Source organism: Photorhabdus hindustanensis, from assembly GCF_002968995.1.
Taxonomy (GTDB): domain Bacteria; phylum Pseudomonadota; class Gammaproteobacteria; order Enterobacterales; family Enterobacteriaceae; genus Photorhabdus; species Photorhabdus akhurstii.
In genome coordinates this window covers 1-20,183 of sequence record NZ_PUWT01000037.1, presented here as the reverse complement: position 1 = coordinate 20,183, position 20,183 = coordinate 1, and the positions used below count along the sequence as shown (strand labels likewise).

General features: G+C 43.8%; 16 protein-coding genes and 1 rRNA gene. 12 read left to right on the top strand and 5 right to left on the bottom strand.

All coding sequences use genetic code 11. From position 1 onward, the window contains the following. Nucleotides 1–342: 342 nt before the first annotated feature. Both C6H66_RS14215 and C6H66_RS14210 read left to right on the top strand, forming a co-directional pair. On the top strand, nt 343–1,278 hold the full coding sequence (locus C6H66_RS14215; RefSeq protein WP_046397093.1) for a hypothetical protein: 936 nt from the start codon (nt 343–345) through the stop codon (nt 1,276–1,278). 2 nt (nt 1,279–1,280) lie between these two features. Beyond that, complete coding sequence (locus tag C6H66_RS14210) at nt 1,281–1,676, top strand: type III secretion system chaperone (RefSeq protein ID WP_105395907.1); 396 nt, start codon at nt 1,281–1,283, stop codon at nt 1,674–1,676. A gap of 295 nt (nt 1,677–1,971) precedes the next feature. Here the strand turns inward: C6H66_RS14210 and C6H66_RS14205 are convergent, their stop codons facing one another. From C6H66_RS14205 to argE, 3 genes are all read right to left on the bottom strand, one after another. Next, entirely contained in the window at nt 1,972–2,550 is a 579-nt protein-coding gene (locus tag C6H66_RS14205; RefSeq protein WP_036814526.1) for a YolA family protein, read from the bottom strand. A 309-nt stretch (nt 2,551–2,859) separates the two neighbouring features. Then, nucleotides 2,860–5,496 (bottom strand): phosphoenolpyruvate carboxylase, encoded by a 2,637-nt coding sequence (ppc, locus tag C6H66_RS14200; RefSeq protein ID WP_105395906.1) that lies wholly within the window; start codon nt 5,494–5,496, stop codon nt 2,860–2,862. A gap of 279 nt (nt 5,497–5,775) precedes the next feature. Beyond that, nucleotides 5,776–6,933, bottom strand: coding sequence for an acetylornithine deacetylase (gene argE / locus C6H66_RS14195; protein WP_105395905.1), 1,158 nt, complete (start codon nt 6,931–6,933; stop codon nt 5,776–5,778). A 102-nt stretch (nt 6,934–7,035) separates the two neighbouring features. On the opposite strand from argE, the gene argC reads away from it, so the two are divergent. The 5 genes from argC to oxyR all read left to right on the top strand — a co-directional run bounded on the left by argC (nt 7,036) and on the right by oxyR (nt 12,715). Next, nucleotides 7,036–8,040 carry an N-acetyl-gamma-glutamyl-phosphate reductase gene (gene argC / locus C6H66_RS14190; protein ID WP_105395904.1) on the top strand — a complete coding sequence of 335 codons (1,005 nt, stop codon included), beginning with the start codon at nt 7,036–7,038 and terminating at the stop codon, nt 8,038–8,040. Between the two features lie 25 nt (nt 8,041–8,065). Next, nucleotides 8,066–8,839 carry an acetylglutamate kinase gene (argB, locus tag C6H66_RS14185; protein ID WP_105395903.1) on the top strand — a complete coding sequence of 258 codons (774 nt, stop codon included), beginning with the start codon at nt 8,066–8,068 and terminating at the stop codon, nt 8,837–8,839. Between the two features lie 68 nt (nt 8,840–8,907). Then, nucleotides 8,908–10,122, top strand: coding sequence for an argininosuccinate synthase (locus C6H66_RS14180; RefSeq protein ID WP_105395902.1), 1,215 nt, complete (start codon nt 8,908–8,910; stop codon nt 10,120–10,122). A gap of 152 nt (nt 10,123–10,274) precedes the next feature. Next, complete coding sequence (gene argH, locus C6H66_RS14175) at nt 10,275–11,660, top strand: argininosuccinate lyase (RefSeq protein WP_105395901.1); 1,386 nt, start codon at nt 10,275–10,277, stop codon at nt 11,658–11,660. 149 nt (nt 11,661–11,809) lie between these two features. Beyond that, complete coding sequence (oxyR, locus tag C6H66_RS14170; protein ID WP_036782575.1) at nt 11,810–12,715, top strand: DNA-binding transcriptional regulator OxyR; 906 nt, start codon at nt 11,810–11,812, stop codon at nt 12,713–12,715. Here the strand turns inward: oxyR and sthA are convergent. Continuing rightward, the gene (gene sthA / locus C6H66_RS14165; protein WP_036782578.1) at nt 12,707–14,104 is read right to left on the bottom strand and encodes a Si-specific NAD(P)(+) transhydrogenase; all 1,398 of its coding nucleotides are present in this window, start codon (nt 14,102–14,104) and stop codon (nt 12,707–12,709) included. The genes oxyR and sthA overlap by 9 nt on opposite strands. Before the next feature lie 391 nt (nt 14,105–14,495). On the opposite strand from sthA, the gene fabR reads away from it, so the two are divergent. Together fabR and C6H66_RS14155 are read left to right on the top strand one after the other, a co-directional pair. Beyond that, nucleotides 14,496–15,140 (top strand): HTH-type transcriptional repressor FabR, encoded by a 645-nt coding sequence (gene fabR, locus C6H66_RS14160; RefSeq protein ID WP_036782581.1) that lies wholly within the window; start codon nt 14,496–14,498, stop codon nt 15,138–15,140. A 23-nt stretch (nt 15,141–15,163) separates the two neighbouring features. After that, complete coding sequence (locus tag C6H66_RS14155) at nt 15,164–15,535, top strand: YijD family membrane protein (protein ID WP_036782597.1); 372 nt, start codon at nt 15,164–15,166, stop codon at nt 15,533–15,535. 64 nt (nt 15,536–15,599) lie between these two features. Here the strand turns inward: C6H66_RS14155 and trmA are convergent, their stop codons facing one another. Next, complete coding sequence (gene trmA, locus C6H66_RS14150) at nt 15,600–16,703, bottom strand: tRNA (uridine(54)-C5)-methyltransferase TrmA (RefSeq protein WP_105395900.1); 1,104 nt, start codon at nt 16,701–16,703, stop codon at nt 15,600–15,602. Between the two features lie 178 nt (nt 16,704–16,881). On the opposite strand from trmA, the gene btuB reads away from it, so the two are divergent. The 3 genes from btuB to C6H66_RS14135 form a co-directional block, all read left to right on the top strand. Next, complete coding sequence (btuB, locus tag C6H66_RS14145) at nt 16,882–18,741, top strand: TonB-dependent vitamin B12 receptor BtuB (RefSeq protein ID WP_105395899.1); 1,860 nt, start codon at nt 16,882–16,884, stop codon at nt 18,739–18,741. Then, nucleotides 18,686–19,549: a glutamate racemase gene (gene murI, locus C6H66_RS14140; RefSeq protein WP_105395898.1), complete on the top strand. Its 864-nt coding sequence runs from the start codon at nt 18,686–18,688 to the stop codon at nt 19,547–19,549. Before btuB ends, murI begins: the two co-directional genes overlap by 56 nt. Before the next feature lie 361 nt (nt 19,550–19,910). Then, nucleotides 19,911–20,183: ribosomal RNA gene (locus C6H66_RS14135) — 16S ribosomal RNA — on the top strand; the annotation flags it as partial.

Here is a 20,183-nt window from a genome sequence, read left to right as displayed (position 1 = left end):
AAATCGAGTGATAGCAGTCATTACTATTCCTCTTTAAGTACGGTAAATTAACGTATACGGTATTTTGCTGCATAAAAATTGAGTAAACAAGTTTTAATATTGAGTTTGTATCCCCACACTACATTGTCATTGTTAGATTATCTCGGTTTAATAAGTAAAGTCCGCCATAAGCCTTCGTCCAGTATGAACTGTTGTGGTTCAATAATCCTAGACACCTATCCCCGGATAATCCTTCTCCTCTGACATCTAAAACAGATAAAAATCGGGTCACTTTTTTACATAAGCAGGACAGGAAAAATACTAAGATGCCCGTAATTAATTCAATTTATGTTGGAAAAGGTTATGCCAATTTCATCCATCAGCGGTCATGTGCCACTTAGCCAAACGCAAGCTCCTCAGCACACCGTATCTTCTCCCCTACTCGAACAGGGTAACCGCTTGTTTGAACAGTCTGTCCGACGTGGCCCGTTGCACTTCCAGAGCTCTGATCTCAAGCATTTGATCGCCGAATTGCGCCAATTGCAGAGTGCTCCCAACAGTGCGCAAGCTCAGCGGGTGCAGGATGCCATCCAGCACTGGGAGAACCACCATCCTAAAGAGGTGGCAGCCCGTAGCACTCGCCTTGCCGAGCTTAAACAAGCTCTGACAGAACAGGGCGCTATGGTGCGCACTTTCCAGCCAAAGGTAATGGCAACCGGTCCCCAAGCTATGTTGCAGCAGGCTATGCCAGCTTTACAGAAGATGGGAACTTACGCATGCACTGATGCCGGCACTTTCGTCAGCAAGCAGAATCCTCATTATCAGCAAATCATGGAGAGATTGAAGTCATTCAATGACAACCCGGATCGTCTGAGGGGTAACAACCAAGCCAACATGATGTCCAACATGGCGGCTATCGCCGCTAAACAAGGAAACGTCAGTCTCAACCAACTACAATCTATTGCCGCCCGTGTCGCCCAAGCCCAAGCGGGTTGCTGCACCACTTTAGCTTATTCTGCGGCAGCCGAACTGGTGAAGCACAATCAAGGTGACCAGCAGCGCATTGAGGTAGTCGCTCATCGTGGCTCTAAGGGGCATACCCAGACCCATTGCTTCGTGGTGGTCGGGCGCGATTCCAATAGTGAGCTTAACAAACCCGAAACTTGGGGTTCTCAGGCATATGTCATCGATCCTTGGGCTGCTACCATAGGTGGTAGATTGCAAGGTACGCCAAGTAATCCTCCGATCGCTAACCTGTGGCCGCCGACTGAATCTGTGTTTGACAACCATAAAGAGTAACCATGTTCAATTCCTTATTATCAGAACTGTGCCGACGCCTTGGGCAGGCCGAAGAATCTCTGCACTTGGAAGGACTCGATCTATCTCTCGGCCCTTTTAGCCTGCATATCCGCCAACGCGATGAGTTGGTAACTTTGTTTATTCCGCTAGGTGATGTCGAACCTTGTTCGTTGGCTACACTGGCCGATTGGCCATCATTGCAACTGAGCCGTAGCGGTGAGGGTGAGACTCTGCTCTGGAGCCGCGAATGGTTGGAGAGACTGGATGCTGAGCTGTTGGTCAACTTGGTCGAGCGGATGTTACAGCAAGCCAGGAACCTTACAGCTACGGCCCCTATCACTGGAAGCCAAGAATGGCCGACGTTCAGTATTCAAGGGAGTTCGTGGCACAAAGTTTAGGCGAAAAACTTTAAGAGATTAATCAGGTGTGTTATTGCAAGCCACGAGCGATATTATTTTGTGCATTCGTTATACCATTCGTTGATTAATGATTTTATTACTGGGTAAAGGTTCTCCTACAGGGAGAGCCTAACGGAAATAATTTGTGAGAAATTCACCGAGGTAAACTTTTAAATTAATTTTATATAATTTCCTAATTACGAAGCTAAACCATCGGCGTTGGTATCTATGCGTAAGAATGAATAAGGGCGGTTTCCCGCCCCTCTTAATAGACTCTTAAATGGATTTCAGCAGGTCAAAGAATGCTGATCTGCGTTGACATGGTATTTCGAGGCCAATTAGCAGAAGTGTTCTGATAGCTGAAGATACCATTTTGGTAGCCATCGAGGCTGTATTCTTTCAGGAAGCCAACCACAATTTGGCCCGCAGCACATGGCCAATTGTATTGCCCGTTTGTAATGCACACTGGTGTAGAAGAGTACAGCGAGTATGGCAGTGTACCGCCGTTCATCCAAGCAAAGGAATTATATCCATAGCCAATTTCCAGAACGGCGGCGCGAAGCTGATATCCTCCATGATTGCAGTTTGTCACCGGCAAGTTGGAAGTGTATTCCCATCCGCAATTCGTCGAGCCAACGGCATAGACCCACATATTGGTTAGCGGAGGTGCGGCGACGTAAGCTACCTCAGACTTAGTGTTGAGCTCCTTCTCTTCAGCTCGGATTGGGCTCTCAGGATTAGGCAGTAGCTGAGATTGCGCTGCCAGGGCGTTTTGAGCAGTAGAGACCTCCTTCGGTTGCTCTGTTTGGGCATAGGCATTAATGCCAAACAAGGAAGCAAGAGATAACAGCATAGCAAGTTTATTTTTCTTCATTATTGAATTCTCTTAGAAATGGAAAAATCCAATTTTAGGGAAGTGAGCGAAAATCACATTATTAAATTTTATTTATGTAATGATCGAAATTTTTGCGGGGGTGATTGTTTGCTTGCTTAGTCTCACTACGAAACAAAGGTGGATAAATGATAAGGAATATTTCTTCAATTACCTTTCACCTGGTGAGAACTAACCTCTTTTTTGTTGTCTATTGAGCACATTTTGTACTGGTGTGTTTGGGGAAAATGCCAGTATTGTGCTCAATAATATCACTACAATCGCGCTGAGATTGTCTCCTCCTGACAGCGACTAACCTGTATTTCGCATTCCCGCTGCGATACCGGCAATGGTTACCATCAACGCTTGTTCAACCTGAGGATCGGGATGCTGCTGTTGACGGGAACGCAGTAATAGTTCTGCCTGTAAGACGTTTAATGGATCAGTGTAAACATTACGTAGGGCGATTGATTCTGCAATCCACGGTAGATCTGCCATCAGGTGTTCATCTTTAGAAATGGTTAATACCGTCTTAATATCTGCGGAAAGTTGTTCGCGCAGTTTCTGGCCTAACGGCCATAAGTTCTTATCTACCAGACGATGATCATAATACTCCGCTAGCCACAAGTCGGCTTTAGCGAAGACCATTTCCAACATACCAATGCGAGTGGTAAAGAAAGGCCAGTCACGGCACATTTCTGCTAGTACATCCTGCTTCCCATCATTGACAACTTTTTGTAGCGCAGCACCTGCACCTAACCAGGCTGGCAACATTAGGCGATTCTGTGTCCAGGCGAAAATCCACGGGATAGCGCGTAAACTTTCCACGCCACCCGCCGGATGACGTTTGGCTGGACGAGAACCTAAAGGCAATTTAGCTAATTCCTGTTCTGGTGTTGCTGCGCGGAAATAAGGTACAAAATCGGGCTGTTCACGTACATAATCACGATACATCTTGCAGGAAACATCGGATAGGGTATCCATCACCTGATGCCATTCCAGTTTAGGCTCCGGTGGTGGTAGTAGGTTTGCTTCCAGAATTGCACTGGCATATAAGGCTAAACTACTGATAGTGACCTGTGGCAGACCGAATTTAAAGCGGATCATTTCACCCTGTTCAGTTACACGTAGGCCACCTTTTAAGCTTCCCGGTGGTTGGGAAAGCAGTGCTGCATGTGCTGGTGCACCGCCACGACCGATGGTGCCTCCGCGACCGTGGAACAAGGTCAGCATAACGCCTTCTTTTTCACAAGCTTTGATTAGTGCATCTTGTGCGCGGTATTGCGCCCATCCCGCAGCCATCACCCCGGCATCTTTTGCCGAGTCAGAGTAGCCAATCATCACCATCTGTTTGTCCTGAATCAGAGCGCGATACCATTTAATATTCATTAATTGCTGAATGACATTTTCGGCATTATTCAGGTCATCAAGGGTTTCGAATAGCGGTGCAACGGGTAAGGTGAACGGACAACCAGCTTCTTTCAGTAGTAAGTGAACTGCTAATACATCAGAAGGTACTTTTGCCATTGAGATAACGTAAGCGGCGATAGCGTCTTGCGGTGACTTTGCAATGACTTTACAGGTTGCGAAAACTTCTTGCGTTTCTGTGCTTGGTTGCCAGTTATGTGGTATCAATGGACGTTTTGAGTGTAGTTCATGCAGTAGGAAAGCCTGTTTCTCTTCTTCTGACCAACTGGCGTAGTTACCTAATTCCAGATATTGCGTTAATTCAGAAATGGCGGTTGTATGGCGGGTACTTTCTTGGCGCACATCAATGCGTACCAGCGACAGGCCAAAGCAGCGGATACGGCGCAAGATATCTAATAGTTGACCATTGGCGATGATTTCCATCCCGCAGGTTTTTAGTGACTGATAACAGGCGTAAAGTGGTTGCCAGAGCTGTTCATTATCCACCAGCAGATCAGTTGGTGGCAGAACTTGCTCCCCTTTCAGTTGTTTCTCCAGATAGGTCAATGTATTGCTGAGTTGTGTCCGCAATTTTTTAGCAATTTCTCGGTAAGGTTCCAGAATTTCATCACCACCTGCTAGCTTACGAACTTCGGGTGTACATTCAGACATGGATAGTTCAGAAACCAGAACCTGAATATCTTTCAGGAATAGATCGGCTGCTTTCCAGCGGCTAAGCAGTAATACATGATGAGTCACTTCAGCCGTTACATTTGGATTGCCGTCGCGGTCGCCGCCCATCCAGGAAGTAAAGCGGATAGGTACCGCTTCAACTGGCAGACTGTAATCAATTGACTCTTCCAGTTGTTCATTAAATTCGCGCAGGAATGCCGGTACGCCCTCCCACAAGCTGTTTTCTACCATAGCGAAGCCCCACTTAGCTTCATCAATTGGAGTTGGGCGAATTTTACGGATTTCATCGGTATGCCATGACTGGGCAACTAATTGACGCAGACGACGCATAATGTTGTTACGCTCATAATCTGCCAGATCATCGTGATCGAGTTGCGATAGACAAGTGTTAACTGCCACCAGCTTGTGAATTAATGTACGACGCGCGATTTCAGTAGGGTGAGCGGTGAGGACCAGTTCAATAGACAGCTCATTGACCGCTTTTTTCAGATCGTCGTTATTGAAATTTTTTTCTTTTAACTGGGTGAATAATTTCGCTAACGCAACGGGATTACTGGCAGCTTCACCATGTGGGGAGATGCTGTGATACTGTTCTGCAACGTTTGTTAGGTTGAGAAATTGGTTGAAAGCGCGGGCAACTGGCAATAGTTCATCATTAGATAGGTTTTGCAAGGTAGATAATAGTTGCTGGCGATCTATTTCGTTGCCTGCGCGGGATGATTTGGATAATTTACGGATAGTCTCGACTTTATCGAGAATATCTTCTCCTAACGCTTCTTTGATTGTGTCTCCGAGCAGCTTACCTAGCATGCTGACATTACTACGCATTGCGGAATATTGTTGGTTCATATGACTCTTGGCCTTTATTGCTGGCAGAATGTTGATTCTGTTCCTGTAGAAAAATTTCATGTAAGTGGCGTAAAGTTGTTTTTTGTATCGCCACAGTGTTTCATTCACCCTAAGCCTTCATATTCATATCAGAAAATCATCAGTTTGGGCGAAATTTCTAAAATTTAATGGCGGGTCATGTTCCATAAGTATTACTTATGCGCAGGAGGCTTGGGGAGGGTGTTTTTATTGCGTGATGATGCTTGAGTCCCCCTGACTTTTGGGGGACGAGTAAAACGATTAATTATTGCTTAGACAAAAATGATCTATTAACTGAGAAATTATCTTTCTGGTAGGTTCAATAAACGACATATCAATAAACTCATCCGGCTGATGTGCTTGTGCAATAGAACCTGGGCCAAGTACCAATGTGGGACATAATTCCTGAATGAATGGTGCTTCGGTACAGTAGTTGACCGTTTCAGCCTTGCGGCCTAGCAGTTTCTCTATCACATCAATTATTTTGTGATCGGTTGGGCATGCATAACCGGGAATAGGGGGATGTAATTCGTTGATAGTCAGACGGCCAGGCCAACGCTGCTTCACTGGTTCAAGGGCTTCATTTAACAGTTCGTTCAGATCCTGTAACGTTAGTCCCGGTAATGGGCGAATATCCATATGCAATTCACAATGGGCACAAATACGGTTTACTGCATCACCTCCGTGAATATAGCCGAAATTCATGGTTGGATATGGAATGGCAAATGCCGGGTTGTTGTAACGCTCTTTTAGCGTATTGCGTAGTTCAATCAAGTGCCCAATAGATTCGTGCATCAAATCAATGGCGTTTATACCACGGTCTGGATCACTGGAATGCCCGGATTGACCAACAATGCGGATAGCGTTCGATAAATGTCCTTTATGTGCGCAAATAGGATGCAATGAGGTCGGTTCACCAATAATAGCGAAATCCGGTCGAATAGTGGTACTTGCGGCAAAATAGCGGGCTCCCGCCATTGTTGTCTCTTCATCTGCGGTTGCCAGAATGTACAGCGGACGGGTTATTTTACTGACATCAATGTCTCGCAATGCATCAATGATAAAGGCGAAAAAGCCTTTCATATCTGCTGTACCTAAACCATACAGTTTGTTATCTCGTTCTGTCAGGGTGAAGGGATCTTTAGCCCAGAGTCCTTCATCAAAGGGGACAGTATCAGTGTGTCCACATAGGAGTAATCCACCTAGGCCACTCCCCAGCGTCGCCAGCAGATTGTATTTTCCGGGGGCCTCGGGGACGGGTTGTATCTCAATCTCGAAACCAATTTCCTTTAACCAACTTGCCAGTAGGTTGATGAGAGATTCATTGCTCTGGTCAATACTGACATCGGTGGCACTGATAGAAGGAGTCGCGATTAGTTGCCGAAATAACTCAATAAATGGAGGTAATTTTATATTCACTGTTGACAGCCTTTATTCATGATAGTATCAATATTCATGCATTTTTTTTGAATAAAAATACATTATCCCGTTTACATACTGAGCACAAGGTAAAGATATCCTATGTTGAATACGCTGGTTGTTGGTGCAAGTGGTTACACCGGAGCAGAACTGGCAGCATATCTGCATCGCCACCCGTATATAAATCTGGTTGGACTAATGGTTTCTGCTCAGAGCGTTGATGCAGATAAATGTTTCTCAGATTTACATTCACAGTATAAAGGCATTGTTGATCTGCCGCTGCAACCGCTGACTGATATTATTAATGTTGCTAAAGGGATTGATGTGGTTTTCCTTGCCACCGCCCATGAAGTCAGTCATGACATTGCGCCGTTATTTCTGGCGGCAGGTTGCATTGTGTTCGATCTCTCCGGTGCCTATCGCATACAAAATGCTCAGATTTATCAACAATACTACGGATTCAAACATAAGCATACTGAATGGTTAGCACAAGCAGTATATGGGCTTGCCGAATGGCAGGCTGAAAAGATCAAACAGGCTCAATTGGTTGCTGTACCGGGATGTTATCCAACAGTTTCTCAACTCTCTTTGAAGCCACTGTTGGAAAATAGTTTGCTAGATACCAGCCATTGGCCAGTGATTAATGCTACCAGTGGCGTGAGTGGCGCAGGTCGGAAAGCCAGTATGACTAACAGCTTCTGCGAAATCAGTTTGCAACCTTATGGAATATTTACTCACCGTCATCAACCGGAGATTGAGGAACATCTGGGAACTAAGGTGATTTTTACTCCGCATCTTGGCAATTTCGTGCGGGGTATTCTTGCCACAATTACCTGTAAATTGAAGTCAGGTGTTACCGCAGAACAGATAAATGAAGCTTATCAGCAAGCATACAAGGATAAGCCATTGGTGCGGCTCTACAACAAAGGGGTACCGGCACTGAAATCCGTTGTTGGGCTACCGTTCTGTGATATCGGTTTTGTTGTACAGGATGATCACCTGATTGTTGTGGGTACTGAGGATAATCTTTTGAAAGGTGCGGCAGCTCAGGCAGTTCAGTGTATGAATATACGTTTTGGGTTTGAAGAAACTCAGGCATTACTTTAATGATTGACATGAAGGAGTAAAGCAGATGGAACCTTTAGTCATAAAATTAGGTGGCGTGTTACTGGACAGTGAAGAAGCGTTGGAACGCGTGTTTACTGCATTGCAGGAATATCGACAAACGCATGAACGCCAGTTGGTTATTGTTCATGGTGGTGGCTGTCTGGTGGATGAGTTGATGCAGAAATTGCAGCTACCGATAGAGAAGAAACAAGGATTGCGGGTAACACCCGCTGATCAAATTGGGATGATTACGGGAGCGTTAGCGGGTATAGCCAATAAGACCTTGTTATCGTGGGCGACTAAATATCAACTTGCATCAGTTGGATTATATTTAGGAGATGGTAATGTGGTCAGGGTTTCCCAACTGAATGAAGAGTTGGGGCATGTGGGGAAAGCGATGCCGGGCGATGCTAAGTTGCTGAAAATGCTACTGGATGCAGGTTATATACCCATTATTAGTTCCATTGGTGTAACTGATAAAGGGGAATTGATGAATGTGAATGCCGATCAGGCAGCAACGGCGATAGCTCAGACGCTAGGTGCTGATTTGGTATTACTCTCTGATGTTAGCGGTATTTTGGATGGTAAAGGGCAGAAGATCCCTGACATTAATGCTGAGAAGGCGGAACAACTTATTGTGCAGGGCATTATTACTGACGGCATGATTGTGAAGGTGAATGCAGCTCTAGATGCCGCTAGGACATTAGGTCGCCCGGTAGATATCGCTAGTTGGCGTCATGCAGATCAACTGACCGACCTGTTTAACGGTGTTCCCGTCGGTACTCGTATTCTGGCTTAAATTAAGTTTGATTAATTTTCGGCAAAGCTTTGCTGATGAATAACAACGGAATTTTAAAGGGTAACTTCATGCATACTAAAGATATTAAAAAGATCGTTCTTGCTTATTCTGGTGGTCTGGATACTTCTGCCATTATTCCTTGGCTGAAAGAGCATTATGATAATTGTGAAGTTGTTGCGTTTGTCGCCGATGTGGGACAAAGCCGTGAAGATCTGGAGGGCGTGGAGCAGAAAGCTTTGCGCTCTGGCGCATCAGAATGTCATGTTGTGGATTTACGTGAGGAGTTTATTAAAGATTATGTTTATCCGGTGCTGAAAACTGGCGCTCTGTATGAGGGTAGCTATTTATTGGGCACTTCAATGGCACGACCAATTATTGCTAAAGCACAGGTTGAATTGGCATTGAAAGTGGGGGCGGATGCACTTGCTCATGGCGCAACAGGTAAGGGTAACGATCAGGTTCGGTTTGAAAGCACTTATACGGCATTAGCTCCTCAGCTAAAAGTCGTCGCGCCGTGGAGAGAGTGGGATTTGCGTTCCCGTGAGGCGTTGTTGGATTATCTGAAAGCGCGAGATATTCCAACTACTGCGACATTAGAGAAAATTTACAGCCGTGATGAGAATGCGTGGCATATCTCTACCGAAGGCGGCGTACTGGAAAGCACCTGGAATGCATCCAATAAAGATTGTTGGGTGTGGACAGTTGCTCCAGAAGAGGCGCCAGATGAAGCTGAATTGGTCAGTGTGACCATTGAGAGAGGCGAGGTTGTTGGGGTTAACGGCAAGGTGATGTCTCCATATCAATGCCTTGAAGTACTAAATGTTCTGGGAGCAAAACATGGTATTGGTCGGATCGATATTGTGGAAAACCGGCTGGTGGGAATGAAATCTCGTGGTTGTTATGAAACACCGGGAGGAACCATTATGATGGCCGCGTTACGTGGTGTTGAACAACTGGTTCTGGACCGTGATAGCTTGAAATGGCGTCAACAGCTTGGGCTGGAAATGTCCTATGTTGTTTATGATGGACGTTGGTTTGCCCCACTACGTCACTCTATTCAGGCAGCCGCTGAGACGTTGGCTGAGGATGTCCGTGGTGAAGTGGTTCTGAAACTCTATAAAGGCCAGGTGACGGCGATCCAGAAGAGATCGACGAATAGTCTCTATTCTGAAGCGTTTGCAACGTTTGGTGAGGATGAGGTTTACGATCACAGCCATGCAGGAGGATTTATCCGTTTGTATTCTCTCTCTTCACGTATTCGGGCATTAAATAGTAAAGAGTAATTTCATTGTTCGTAGTTATGGAGATAATGACCAGATCGTACATTCATCCTTGTATTTGATTTCTCTAGTCTATTATCTCCATATTGAAAATGAAATTGCTGTTTATAAAAGGTCATCAATCACTCAGACATCAGATAATCAGGAACGAAAATATGGCACTCTGGGGCGGGCGTTTCAGTCAGAAAGCAGATCAACGGTTCAAACAATTTAACGATTCACTTCGCTTTGATTACCGGTTGGCGGAACAGGATATTACCGGTTCAGTTGCATGGTCGAAAGCGCTGGTAACGGTTGGTGTGTTGACCGTTGAGGAGCAACGAAAACTGGAGTTGGCATTAAATGAATTGCTGAATGAAGTTCAGGCTAATCCACAAACCATCTTGCAAAGTGATGCAGAAGATATCCATAGTTGGGTAGAAGGGCAATTGATCAGTAAAGTCGGCGATCTGGGTAAGAAGCTCCATACTGGCCGTAGCCGTAACGATCAGGTGGCGACAGATCTCAAACTTTGGTGTAAAGAATACATTTCACATCTTCATCAGGCAATTGTGGAGTTACAGCAGGCATTGGTGATTACCGCGGAGAATAATCAAGATGCGGTGATGCCGGGCTATACCCATCTGCAAAGAGCGCAGCCTATCACATTTGCTCACTGGTGTTTGGCATATGTAGAAATGCTGGTTCGTGATGAAAGTCGGTTACAGGATACTTTAAAGCGGCTGAATACCAGCCCGCTTGGGTGCGGTGCATTGGCTGGAACCGCTTATGATATTGACCGCGAACAATTGGCATCATGGCTAGGTTTTGCTTCAGCGACGCGTAACAGCCTGGATAGTGTTTCAGATCGTGACCATGTATTGGAACTGCTATCTAATGCCGGTATCAGTATGATCCATCTTTCCCGTTTTGCGGAAGACCTCATTTTCTTTAATAGCGGTGAAGCAGGATTTATTGAACTGTCAGATCGAGTCACTTCCGGTTCTTCTCTGATGCCACAGAAGAAAAACCCGGATGCGCTGGAGTTAATCCGTGGGAAATGTGGCCGGGTGCAGGGGGCATTGACCGGCATGATGATGACGTTGAAAGGTCTGCCGTTGGCCTATAATAAAGATATGCAGGAGGATAAAGAGGGGTTATTTGATGCGCTGGACACTTGGCTGGATTGTTTGCATATGGCAGCGTTGGTGTTAGATGGCATTCAGGTCAGGCGTTCACGTTGTGCAGAAGCAGCTAAACAGGGTTATGCTAATGCGACCGAATTAGCTGATTATTTGGTTGCAAAAGGTGTTCCATTCCGTGAAGCTCACCATATTGTTGGGGAAATTGTGATTATGGCGCTTGCTCAGGGTCAGGGTAAGGCACTGGAAGCGTTGTCATTGGCAGAGTTGCAGAAGTTCAGCAGTGCAATTACTGATGATGTATATGATATTTTGTCTCTGCAATCTTGTCTGGACAAACGACTTGCAAAGGGTGGCGTATCGCAAAAACAGGTCATGAAAGCGATTTCAGAGGCTAAACAGAGGCTAAAATTAAGTTAGTCATTATCAGCAGGGGAGATGAATCTATCCCCTGTAAAATAAATGCGATCTTTATATATAAGTTTTTAATGATTATCTGATAGTCTTTCCCTCACGTTGATATAATTATCTATTGGTATTTTCTATCATTCATATTAGTTGAGGTGGGAATGAATATCCGCGATCTGGAATATCTTGTGGCGCTTGCGGAGCATCGGCACTTTCGCCATGCTGCTGATTCTTGCCACGTCAGCCAGCCTACATTGAGCGGGCAAATTCGTAAGCTTGAGGATGATCTGGGTGTAATGTTATTGGAACGCACCAGCCGTAAAGTTTTGTTCACTCAACAAGGGATGTTATTAGTAGAACAGGCCAGAACGGTTCTCCGTGAGGTTAGAATTTTGCAGGAAATGGCGTCACTTCAAGGGGAAAACATGTCTGGTCCTCTGCATATTGGCCTGATCCCTACTATTGGCCCATATCTGTTGCCTCATATTATTCCTGGGCTTCATGGTTTGTTTCCTAAGTTGGAAATGTATTTGTATGAAGCCCAGACTCAAAGTTTGCTAGCCCAGTTAGATAGCGGCAAATTGGACATTGCGATTCTGGCAATGGGTAAGGAGACAAGAGCCTTCATTGAAGTGCCATTGTTTGAAGAACCCATGAAACTCGCTATCTATGATGGCCATCCTTGGGCAGAGCGAGAAAAAATTGCTATGGATGAATTGACGGGTGAAAAATTGCTGATGCTAGAAGATGGTCATTGCTTGCGTGATCAGGCTATGGGGTTCTGTTTTCAGGCTGGGGCGAAGGAAGATACCCATTTTCGTGCAACCAGTTTGGAAACTCTGCGTAATATGGTTGCTGCCGGTAGTGGAATAACCTTATTGCCTGATCTGGCAGTGCCACAAGAGAAAAAACGTGATGGTGTCTGTTATCTGGAGTGTAGCAACCCAGAGCCGAAGCGATCTGTTATTTTGATTTATCGTCCTGGTTCACCTCTGCGTGGTCGCTATGAGCAACTGGCAGAGGCTATTAGAGCTAGAATGGGCACTTATTACAGGCAATCAAAATAGCCGGTTCAGGCCATTTAGCGCTGCGACACGATAAGCTTCAGCCATAGTCGGATAGTTGAAAGTAGTATTGACGAAATATTCGATAGTATTACTTTCACCTTTCTGTTCCATAATCGCTTGGCCGATATGAATGATTTCAGCAGCACGTTCTCCGAAACAATGAATACCAAGAATCTCTTTTGTTTCTCTATGGAATAGTATTTTCAGGCTTCCTACGTTCATCCCCGCAATTTGTGCGCGTGCAAGATGTTTAAATTGTGCTCGCCCAACTTCATAAGGCACTTTCATTGCTGTTAATTGTTGCTCGGTTTTACCTACAGAGCTGATTTCAGGAATGGTATAGATACCCGTTGGAATATCTTCAATCAGATGAACTTCGGCGTTTCCTTTCGCCATTGCTTGAGCGGCAATTCGTCCTTGATCATAAGCAGCAGAGGCCAGGCTTGGATAACCGATAACATCTCCTACAGCGTAGATATTTTCATTGCTAGTTTGATAGATCTTATTAACTTTCAGTAAACCGCGGCTATCTGCTTCCAGACCAACGTTTTTCAGCCCTAGAGTATCAGTATTGCCTGTTCGGCCATTAGCATAAAGCAGACAGTCAGCTTTGACTTTTTTACCGGATTTGAGGTGAACGATAACACCGTCATCAACACCTTCAATTTTAGAATATTCTTCATTGTGGCGGATAACTATACCACTATTCCAGAAATGGTAAGAAAGTGCGTCTGACATCTCTTGGTCAAGGAAAGCCAGTAAGTGGTTACGAGTGTTGATTAAATCAACTTTTACGCCTAATCCACGGAAGATTGAAGCATATTCGCAACCAATCACTCCGGCACCATAAATAATGACATGCCGTGGTTCATGATCCAGTTTCAGAATGGAATCGCTGTTATAAATACGGGAATGGGTGAAATCAACATCTGGTGGACAATATGGGCGAGAACCGGTTGCAATAATAATCTTATCTGCGCTTAAAATATCGTAGTTATCGTCGGCATAGCGCACACTCACCCGGTGATCATCAATGAATGTTGCTTCCCCGGAAAACATACGACACCCATTACGTTCGTAAAATCCTTGACGCATTCTAGTTTGCTGATTAATCACCATTTCAGCACGGCGTAAGATTTCAGCAAATGAAGAGCGAAGAATGCGGGAGTTATCACTGTACAGAGGGTTTTGGTTAAATTCGATAATACGGCTGACGGCGTGACGGAGGGCTTTGGACGGGATGGTACCCCAATGAGTACAACCACCACCAACATTATTATAGCGTTCGATAACCGCAACGCTTTTACCCTGCTTCACCAATCCCATTGCTGCTCCTTCTCCACCGGGACCAGAACCAATGACAATGGCGTCAAAATGAATATGTTGCATATGAGGAAAGACCTGTTTTTACACAAAATTACAACGCTATATTAACATTGGTTGACTTAATAGCCCAATCGTCATAAGGATTTTATATCTCATTTAGAGTGAATTGAACATAGTTTTGCCCGTTACGTTAATCTGGCGCAAGATTATAAAGCTTTTGGAAAATAAATAATTATCTAACGATCGAAGTGAATTAACTAAAGAGGGAATGCTCTCCTTAATGATTTTTTGACTACGTATAGTCGCCTTTATCATCCTAATATCTAATAAGAAAATGCGCTGAGAAAATGACATTGATCATTATAAATGACATGATGAGCACATCATTACGGCAAACGCGTTAAAATTTGGTATATTTCCTAACATGTAGTTCAGATAAAGAGTCAGGATTCGTGTGAGTAACGTTATCGGCATCAGAGCGAAACAGAAAGAAAAAACTCGTCGTTCACTGATTGAAGCTGCTTTCAGCCAGTTGAGTGCCGAAAGGAGTTTTACCAGCCTTAGCTTGCGTGAAGTCGCCCGTGAAGCAGGTATTGCACCAACTTCATTTTATCGTCATTTTCGTGATGTGGATGAGCTTGGGCTGACGATGGTAGATGAAAGTGGTTTGATGTTACGTCAGTTAATGAGGCAAGCCCGGCAACGTATTGCTAAAGGTGGCAGTGTCATCCGTACATCTGTTTCAACTTTTATGGAATTTATCGGTAATAATCCAAATGCATTCCGATTATTATTACGTGAACGTTCAGGGACCTCTGCTGAATTTCGTGCCGCTGTCGCACGGGAAATCCAACATTTTATTGCTGAACTGGCAGACTATTTAGAACAGGAAAGCTGTATGCCGAGGTATTTTACTGAGGTGCAGGCAGAGGCAATGGTAACAATAGTATTCAGTGCCGGTGCAGAAGCATTGGATATTGATTTGGAGAAAAGACAGCGTTTAGAAGAACGTTTAGTCTTGCAGCTACGGATGATTGCTAAAGGTGCATATTATTGGTATCGCAAAGAAATGAATCCACCGAACCCTAAACTTAAATAACTATGAAGGAGGAGAACGAAATGATGGAACAATATCGCCAGGACAAAAGTACATTGTTACTCGCTTTTATTGTCGGACTAGCAACGAATGGAACGTTTTCAGCAGTTTTTAGCTCAGTTGTTTCTTTTTCAGTTTTCCCATTGATAACACTGATTTTATCAATTTATTGTATCCATCAGCGCTATTTGAATTACTCAATGCCAGATGGGATGCCTAAGTTAGTTGTTGCTTGTTTCCTCTTAGGATTATTTAGTTATAGTGCGATTATTAGAGTTGAATACCCTGAAATTGGCTCTAATTTTCTACCCGCGGTAATAGGTACCGTACTGGTATTCTGGATTTACAGAAAGGTAAAAATTCGCAAAAACCAGGCAATTATAGAAAATAGTCATTAATTGATGCAAAACGCCGGAGAGATAACTATCTGCCGGCGTTTCTGTTTTATATGTTCGTTAAGTATCAGTTTGATTTTTCCAGCAGTACTCCACATTCCATATGGTGTGTATAAGGAAACTGATCAAACAGAGCCAGATGGCTGATTTGATGCGTTTGGGTTAATGTTTCTAGATTATGGCAAAGGGTTTCCGGGTTACAGGAAATATAAAGGATCCGTGGATATGTCTGGACCATTTCAAGCGTTTTTTCATCAAGGCCGCTACGTGGCGGATCGACAAAAATAGTTTCACATTGATAGCTTTTTAAATTAATTCCTTGAAGGCGATTAAATTCGCGTTCACCATTCATTGCTTGGGTGAATTCCTCCGCTGACATGCGGATAATTTGTACATTATCAATCCCGTTGGCTGCAATATTGTATTGAGCGGCCGCAACGGATGGCTTGGCAATTTCTGTTGCCAATACTCGTTCAAAATTTTGAGCTAATGCCAGAGAGAAATTGCCATTACCGCAATAAAGCTCAAGTAAATCACCTTTTGAATCCTTGGTAATATTAATTGCCCATTCAAGCATATGAATATTGACGCTAGCATTTGGTTGGGTGAAGCTGTTTTCCACCTGGCGATAAATCATTTCTCGGCCTGCAACAGGTAGAACCTCATCAATATAATCATGATCCAATGTGATTTTGGTTTTAGCAGCTCTGCCAATTAACTCAATGTCAAACCCTTTATTTCTTAACGCCTCACGCAGTTTTAATGCTTGTTGTGTCCATTCATCACCCAATTTTTTGTGATAAAGCAAAGAAACAAGGATTTTATTATTGCAAGTGGACAGATAATCAATTTGAAATAGCTTATGACGTAAGATCTGTTCAGATCTAATGGAGTCAATTAATTCTACCATCATTTTATTAATTAACTTACTAGCGACAGGGAATTGAACAAGACGAATACGTTGTTTCGTCTGTTGATCGAACATAATATGGTACAAATCATCCTGTTCATGCCAGATTCGAAATTCTGCTCGCATTCTGTAATGAGATTGCGGTGAGCGGAAAACCTCTGGCTCCGGGGGCTGGAAAGGCTCCATCATGTTTTTTAAGCGGCTGACCTTCTCCGTCAGTTGCTGCTCGTAGCTTTCCGTTGGCAGGAGATTTTGCATTATGTTTGTTCTCTTATATCTGTAGTAAGAAAAATTTTCGTGCGAAATTGTAGGGAAAGAGCAAAGGATGTCCAGTTTTCTTATTACTCATGCATAATCCTGTCTATGCTTACTATTATGAGTCAGTTTCACGCTTCATTGTAGTGTATCCTTCTGATAATAAATTGTGGGATATTTTCTCATGATAAATAAAAATCGGTTTTTATTATCCATTGTTTCAATCGTGGTGATTTCTAGTTGGAATCAAGCTTCCGCTATGGTGGAGTCGCAGGATTCATTGGTTGTGACGGCGAGTCGTTTTAAACAGCCAGTGTCAAGCATACTGGCTCCTTATACTGTTGTAACACGAGATGAAATTGATCATTGGCAGTCAAATAGTGTAGCCGATATTTTACGTTGTCTACCCGGTGTTGATATTGCGCGGCATGGCGGTATTGGACAGCTAAGCTCTTTGTTTATACGTGGCACTCATGCTAGTCATGTATTAGTGCTGGTGGATGGGATACGTTTGAATCAAGCAGGTATCAGTGGCTCCTCTGATTTAAGCCAGATACCTGTATCATTGGTTCAGAAAATCGAATATATCCGCGGACCACGTTCCGCTGTTTATGGTTCTGATGCTATTGGTGGTGTTATTAATATCATCACTACCAGAGAGAAACTAGGCGCTAACCTTAACGTAGGTATCGGTTCACATGGTTATCAGACTTATGATGGCGCGACTCAGCAAAAGTTAGTTGAAAATACAGTCCTGACAGCAGCAGCTAACTATACCTATACCAAAGGATACGATGTTGTTGCTTATGGTAATACTGGTGGCTTTAGACAGCCTGATCGTGACGGTTTTATGAGCAAAATGCTTTGGTTGGGAGTCGATCAAAAATTTAATGAGCAAGTCAGTGGGTTTATTCGAGCTTATGGCTATAACAATAGAACATCTTATGATGCGGATATTAATTGGAGTTACCCATATGCTAGACCGGATACTCGTGAACTTTATAGCCGCCACTATGATACGGGGATCAGATTTAACCGTGGGATCTACTCGTCCCAATTAATTGCAAGTTATAGTCATATAAAAGACTATAACTTTGACCCTAAATATGGGCGCTATGATAAGTCTGCTAGCCTTAATGATTCTGATCAATATAACCTGCAATGGGGAAATACGTTTCAGCTATATCAGGGTATGGTTAGTACAGGTGTGGATTTCCAAAAACAATCGATAGAAGCTGGGACCAGTTATATTCCGAAGAGTGAAACGGTACGTAATACAGGAATGTATCTGACAGCACAGCAACAACTAAAAGATTTTATTTTAGAAGGTGCAATTCGTTCAGATAAACATTCAGAAGCTGGTTGGAATACCACATGGCAAGCCAGTTTAGGTTGGGAATTTATTAAAAATTATCGTTTGATCGCTTCTTATGGTACGGCATTTAAGGCTCCGACGCTTAGTCAAATGTATGGTTTTGGTGGTAATCATGATTTGAAACCGGAAGAAAGTAAACAATGGGAAGGTGGTATTGAAGGCGTCACAGGCCAGCTAAATTGGCGTCTGACTGTATATCGCAATGAGATTGAGCAATTGATCGATTATGCAAATAGCCGTTACTACAATATTGGTAAAGCAAAAATTAAAGGTGTTGAGTGGACTGGCTCAATGGACACAGGCATATTTCAGCATCAATTGACGGTACAATATATCGACCCTCGTAATAGTGAAACTAATGAAATTTTAGTTCGTCGTGCTAAGCAGCAAGTCAAATATCAACTTGACTGGCAGCTATATGATTTTGATTGGGGGTTAACTTATCAATATTTAGGGCGGCGTTATGACAACGATTTCAGTACATTCCCGGCTAAACGTGTGAAATTAGGTGGCGTCAGCTTTTGGGACTTAACGGTTTCATATCCAGTCACTTCTTATCTGACAATCCGTGCTAGAATAGCTAACCTGCTTGATAAAGATTACGAGACAGTTTATGGCTATCGCATTCCAGGACGCGAATACTATCTCACTGGGAGCTATAACTTCTGATTTAAATAAAGTCGCACGTCCGACAGTTTTAGTGTTTGATTCTGGGGTAGGCGGCTTATCTATTTACCAAGAGATCCGGCAATTATTGCCAGATCTCCACTATATATATGTTTTTGATAACGAAGCATTCCCTTATGGTGAAAAATCGGAAGAATTTATTGTTGAACGAGTTGTTCAAATTGTTGCGGCTGTTCAGCAAAAACATCCTCTGGCAATAGTGGTTATTGCATGTAACACGGCAAGTACAGTCAGTTTGCCTGCTCTACGTGAGCGGTTCAGTTTTTCGGTCGTTGGTGTGGTTCCAGCGATAAAACCCGCAGCAAAGTTAACTCGTAATGGTGTCGTTGGATTATTGGCGACTAGAGCAACAGTTAATCGCTCCTATACAAAGGAACTTATCGAAAAGTTTGCTACAGGTTGCAGGATTGAATCTATAGGCTCTGCTGAATTAGTAGAATTAGCTGAAGCTAAATTGCATGGTGGTAAGGTCTCTTCCGACATTTTAAAAAAGATACTGAAACCGTGGCTCGGAATGAAAGAACCACCTGACACAGTAGTATTGGGTTGTACTCATTTTCCACTATTAGCAGAAGAATTAGTTCAGATACTCCCTGATGGCACACACTTAATTGATTCTGGTGCCGCTATTGCCCGAAGAACGGCTTGGTTAGTTAAACATCAGAATAATCTTGTTTGTACTTCAGCAGATAGTCTTGCTTATTGTATGAAAGTGAATACTGATACTGATGCATTAATCCCCGTTTTGCAGGGATATGGATTCTCAAAACTGGAAAAATTGATAACTTAAGTTAAATTCGATGGAATAATCATCGGTCGTTAACTTTTTTCAAAATAATTATTGCCAGCGCCAGAGAACTCCCTATAATGCGCCACCACTGACCGACACAACGCTGATAAACATTGTGAGGTCAGGCAGAAGGAAAGCGAATAAGCGCTTGACTCTGCGGGCGAACAGCGTAGTATACGCAGCCCGGCTGAACGAGAATATGATTTTTTGATTCAGCCTGCTCTTTAACAATTAATCAGACAATCTGTGTGGGCACTCACAAGACCGTATCACAAAAAAATACGTTTTAAAGTCTTGAAGAGTGAACAACAGTTAATTCATTACGAACTAATTAGTCAGAATTCTTTGAGCGTCAAGCTTTGAATTGAAGAGTTTGATCATGGCTCAGATTGAACGCTGGCGGCAGGCCTAACACATGCAAGTCGGGCGGTAACAGGAAAGCGCTTGCGCTTTTGCTGACGAGCGGCGGACGGGTGAGTAATGTCTGGGGATCTGCCCGAGGGCGGGGGATAACCACTGGAAACGGTGGCTAATACCGCATAATGTCGCAAGACCAAAGTGGGGGACCTGAAAGGGCCTCACGCCGTCGGATGAACCCAGATGGGATTAGCTGGTAGGTAGGGTAATGGCCTAC

Bases quoted from the DNA above. Each gene is read 5' to 3' on its own strand.
- C6H66_RS14210 (WP_105395907.1), top strand. From the start codon at position 1,281: ATGTTCAATTCCTTATTATCAGAACTGTGCCGACGCCTTGGGCAGGCC.
- sthA (WP_036782578.1), bottom strand. From the start codon at position 14,104: ATGCAACATATTCATTTTGACGCCATTGTCATTGGTTCTGGTCCCGGT.
- murI (WP_105395898.1), top strand. From the start codon at position 18,686: ATGGCTATCGCATTCCAGGACGCGAATACTATCTCACTGGGAGCTATA.
- argC (WP_105395904.1), top strand. From the start codon at position 7,036: ATGTTGAATACGCTGGTTGTTGGTGCAAGTGGTTACACCGGAGCAGAA.
- C6H66_RS14215 (WP_046397093.1), top strand. From the start codon at position 343: ATGCCAATTTCATCCATCAGCGGTCATGTGCCACTTAGCCAAACGCAA.
- C6H66_RS14180 (WP_105395902.1), top strand. From the start codon at position 8,908: ATGCATACTAAAGATATTAAAAAGATCGTTCTTGCTTATTCTGGTGGT.
- btuB (WP_105395899.1), top strand. From the start codon at position 16,882: ATGATAAATAAAAATCGGTTTTTATTATCCATTGTTTCAATCGTGGTG.
- argH (WP_105395901.1), top strand. From the start codon at position 10,275: ATGGCACTCTGGGGCGGGCGTTTCAGTCAGAAAGCAGATCAACGGTTC.
- C6H66_RS14155 (WP_036782597.1), top strand. From the start codon at position 15,164: ATGGAACAATATCGCCAGGACAAAAGTACATTGTTACTCGCTTTTATT.
- oxyR (WP_036782575.1), top strand. From the start codon at position 11,810: ATGAATATCCGCGATCTGGAATATCTTGTGGCGCTTGCGGAGCATCGG.
- argB (WP_105395903.1), top strand. From the start codon at position 8,066: ATGGAACCTTTAGTCATAAAATTAGGTGGCGTGTTACTGGACAGTGAA.
- ppc (WP_105395906.1), bottom strand. From the start codon at position 5,496: ATGAACCAACAATATTCCGCAATGCGTAGTAATGTCAGCATGCTAGGT.
- C6H66_RS14205 (WP_036814526.1), bottom strand. From the start codon at position 2,550: ATGAAGAAAAATAAACTTGCTATGCTGTTATCTCTTGCTTCCTTGTTT.